This is a genomic window from Streptomyces sp. Ncost-T10-10d (genome assembly GCF_900091955.1).
Classification (GTDB): domain Bacteria; phylum Actinomycetota; class Actinomycetes; order Streptomycetales; family Streptomycetaceae; genus Streptomyces.
Map to the genome: position 1 here is coordinate 1 of NZ_FMDF01000022.1, position 4,151 is coordinate 4,151.

The 4,151-nt window shown below is 72.5% G+C and carries 1 protein-coding gene; it reads right to left on the minus strand.

All coding sequences use genetic code 11. The features are described 5' to 3' along the window. Window positions 1-85: 85 nt before the first annotated feature. A partial coding sequence (locus tag GA0115254_RS02040; protein ID WP_141720751.1) for a non-ribosomal peptide synthetase occupies window positions 86-4,151 on the minus strand: 4,066 nt, incomplete at its 5' end.

Genomic DNA, 4,151 nt, shown 5'->3' on the forward strand with positions numbered 1-4,151 from the left:
CCCGGCCCGCGGGGTGCCCGGCCCGCGGGGTGCCCGGCCCGGTCGTCACCGACCGGCCCCGGGCCCTCGGCTCGTAGTCCCGCGCTCAGTCCGCCCGGCCCAGCCAGTCGGCCACCGCGGCCCAGACCAGACCGAGGTTCTCCGGCTTCGCCAGGTCGTAGTGGGTGCACGGCACACCCGCCTCCGCGACGGCGCCCGTGATGTGCGCGGCCCAGCGGTCGGCGGTCGGCCCCTCGTCGTCACGTCCGCCCTGAGCCACGATCAGAAGGGCGTCGCCGTCGAACCGCCCGTGCACATGGGCCGGCCGGATGGTGCGGTGGTTGTGCAGCACCCGCGCGAAGGTCCGGTACTCGTCGTCGGTCACCGCGCCGAGCGCGCCGCCCGCCTCCAGCCTTACCACGTCGACCAGTTGGTCGATCTCGGCCTCGGGGTCGACCTCCGGCTCCTGCGCCGCCAGCGCCGCCTCCGTCGCGTTGTCCCACGGGTACTGATCGAGCAGCACCAGCGCCCCGACCTCCTCGTCGGCCGTCTGCAGCTGGACGGCGATCTCATGGGCGATCACCCCGCCGTACGACCAGCCCAGCAGGTGGTACGGGCCGCTCGGCTGCACCGAACGCATCTGCCTGATGTAGTCCGCGGCCATCTCACCGATGGACCCCGCGAGTTGCGACGCGCCGTCCAGTCCCCGGGCCTGCACCCCGTACAGCGGGACATCCGCCGGCACGTACCGCGCCAGCGGCATGTAGCACCAGCTCACGCCACCCGCGGGATGGAAGCAGAAGAACGGCGGCCGGTCGCCCTGCTCCCGGATGGGCAGCAGCACGTCCAGCGCGTCCCGCACCGAGGACAGACTCATCCGCTTCATCAGCCCGGCAACGGTCGGCGCCGCGAACAAGTCGCGCACCGCGATTGCCACGCCGCGCTCGCGCAGCCCCTCCACCAGCCGCACGGCGAGCAGGGAGTGGCCGCCGAGGGCGAAGAAGTCATCGTCCACGCCCACGCTCTCCAGGCCGAGGACCTCGGCGAACGCGGCACCGACGTTCGCCTCGAACGAGGTCATCGCGTGGTGTGCCTCCTCCCGCACCGCGACCTCCGGCACGGGCAGGGCCTTGCGGTCCAGCTTGCTGTTCGGCATCAGCGGCAGCTTCTCGATCACCACCACCGCCGAGGGCACCATGTACCCCGGCAACCGGTCCTGCGCCACGGCGCGCACCGCCTGGTCGAGTCGGTCCAGCTCCTCCTGCGCGAGCCCGCGGTTCGGCACCACGTACGCGACCAGCCGCTGGTCGCCGGGGATGTCCTCGCGCACGAGTGCGACGGCCTGGGCCACCGAGGGATGCGCGGCGAGGACCGCCTCGATCTCCCCCAGTTCCACCCGGAACCCGCGCACCTTCACCTGGTCGTCCGAACGCCCGACGTACTGCAGGTCGCCGTGCACGGTCCAGCGCACCACGTCGCCCGTCCGGTACATCCGCTCGCCGACACCACCGAACGGGTCCGCCACGAAGCGGCCCGCCGTCAGTTCCGGCCTGCCCAGGTAACCACGTGCCACGCTCCGGCCCGCGATGTACAGCTCACCGGCCACGCCCACCGGCACCGGCGCCAATCGGTCGTCCAGCACGTAAACCCGCGTGTTGCCGATCGGACCGCCGATCGACGACACATCCGCCCCCTGCCCCGCCAACTCCTTGGCGGTCGACCAGACCGTGGTCTCCGTCGGGCCGTAAAGGTTCGTCAGGGTCTGCGTCCTGGCCAGCAGCGTCCGCGCCAGATCGGCCGGCAGCGCCTCGGCGCCGATCATCGCCCGCACCCGCGTCCAGTCCACCGGGTCGTCCGCGTCGGCCACCAGGCCGCGCCACAGGCTCGGCGTGGCGTGCACGATCGTCGCCCCGGTGTTCCGGATCAGCCCGCGCAGTGCCCAGGGGTCCAGCACCTGCTCCTGTGAGGCCAGCACGATCCGGGCGCCGTTCAGCAGCGGCAGGTAGAACTCGAAGCCCGCCATGTCGCAGCCGTGGGTGCTGACCGCCAGCAGGCGGTCCGCGGCGTCGAGGGCGAAGCGGTCCTGCATCGCCGACAGGAAGTTGACGATCGCCCGGTGCTCCACCAGCACCCCCTTGGGGCGGCCGGTCGAGCCGGAGGTGTAGATCACCCACATCGGGTGTTCGGGCCGCAGGGGCGCCGTGCGCTCGGCGTCCGTCAGCGGGCCGTCCGCCAAGGCCGCGAGCTGAGCCGCCACCTGAGCGGAGTCGAGCAGCACCACCGGGACCTCATCCGCCTCAGCGCTCTCGGCCACCGGTCGGTCGTCGGGCTCTGCCGGCTCCTCGCTCAGGCTCTCGCTGGTGAGCCGACAGACCGCACCCGAGTCGGCGATCACGTAGGCAATCCGGTCCGCGGGGTAGGCCGGGTCGATCGGCAGGTAGGTGGCACCGGCCTTGATCACCCCGAGGAGCGCCACCACCAGGTCGACCGTGCGCTCGAAGACCGCCGCGACGACCGCCTCCGGGCCGATCCCCCGGCCCACGAGCAGCCGCGCCAGTCGGTTGGCCCGGGCGTCCAGCTCGGCGTAGCTGAGCTCGACGTCCCCCTGTGTCAGGGCGACCGCGTCGGGTGTCCGGGCGACCTGCGCCTCGAACAGTTCCACGACCGTCGCGTCAGGCACCGGGGCCTCGGTGGCATTCCACTCGGTGAGGACGCGGTGCCGCTCGTCCTCGCCGAGCACGTCCACCGCGCTGAGCCGGACGCCCGGATCCGCGGCGAGCGTCTCCAGCAGTCGGGCCAGCCGCTCGGCGATACGCGCGCCCGACTCGGGGTCGAACAGGTCCGCCGCCGCGATCACCGCGCCGTGGAGACCGGCCGGAGCGCCGTTCGCGTCGTGCACCTCGACCATGCTGACGTCCAGGTCGAACTTGGCCACGGCGGGGCCGGTGGGCAGCGCGCCGCCACCGGAGGCCTGGATACCGGCCTGGTCACCGGCCTGGATGCCGGGCCCGTCGGCGGTCCGGTCGCCGGACGCGTCCGGCGACGCGGCGATGGCGCTGTCCACCAGCAGCATCACCTGGAAGAGCGGATGACGGGCCATCGAGCGGGCCGGAGCCAGCTCCTCGACCAGCTTCTCGAAGGGAACGTCCGGGTGAGCGAAGGCCCCCAGTCCGGCCTCCCGGACCCGACCGAGCACCTCGCGGAAGGTCGGGTCGCCGGACAGGTCGGTGCGCAGCACGAACGTGTTGACGAAGTACCCCACGAGGTCATCGAGCGCCTCGTCGGACCGTCCCGCGATCGCCGACCCGATCGGCAGGTCGGTGCCGGCGTCCAAGCGGTTCAGCAGTACGGCCAGAGCGCCGTGCAGGACCATGAACATGGTCACGCCCTCGGCCCGCGCCACCTCGGCCAACCGGGCGTGGACCTCCGCCGGGATCTCGAGCCGCGTCCGGTGGCCCCGGTGGCTCGCCGTCGCCGGGCGCATGCGGTCGGTCGGCAGCTCCAGTTCCTCCGGCACTCCTGTCAGCGCCTCACGCCAGTAAGCGATCTGACGGGAGATCAAGCTGTCCGGGTCCTCACTGTCCCCGAGCACCGCCCTCTGCCACAGGGCGAAGTCCGCGTACTGGACCGGCAGCTGATCCCAAGCCGGAGCGGCCGGCCCGGCGCGGCGAGCGTCGTAGGCCACGGAGAGGTCCTTGGCCAGTGGGCCCCACGACCAGCCGTCACCGGCGATGTGGTGCACCACGACCACCAGGACACATTCGTCCGGGCCGGTCCTGAACAGCCACGCCCTGATCGGGATCTCGGCGGACAGGTCGAACCGATACTGTTCGGCCTCCGCCACCACGTCGGCCAGCTGCGCCGCTTCGACGTCGGCCGTGTGCAGCGCCCACTCGACGTCCGCGACGTCGAGAATCCGCTGGTACGGCTCGCCGTCGACCGTCGCAAAGACGGTGCGCAGGACCTCGTGCCGGCCGATCACGTCGCGGAAGGCCGCGTTCAGCGCCTCCGCGTCCACGTCGCCGGCCAGCCGGGAGGACACCGGGATGTTGTACGTGCTGCTCGGCCCGTCCATCTGGTTGATGATCCACAGTCGGCGCTGCCCGTAGGAGAGCGGGAGGCGGTCGGGGCGAGGCAGCGGGGTGAGGGCGGCGCGGGCACTCTCGGCGCCC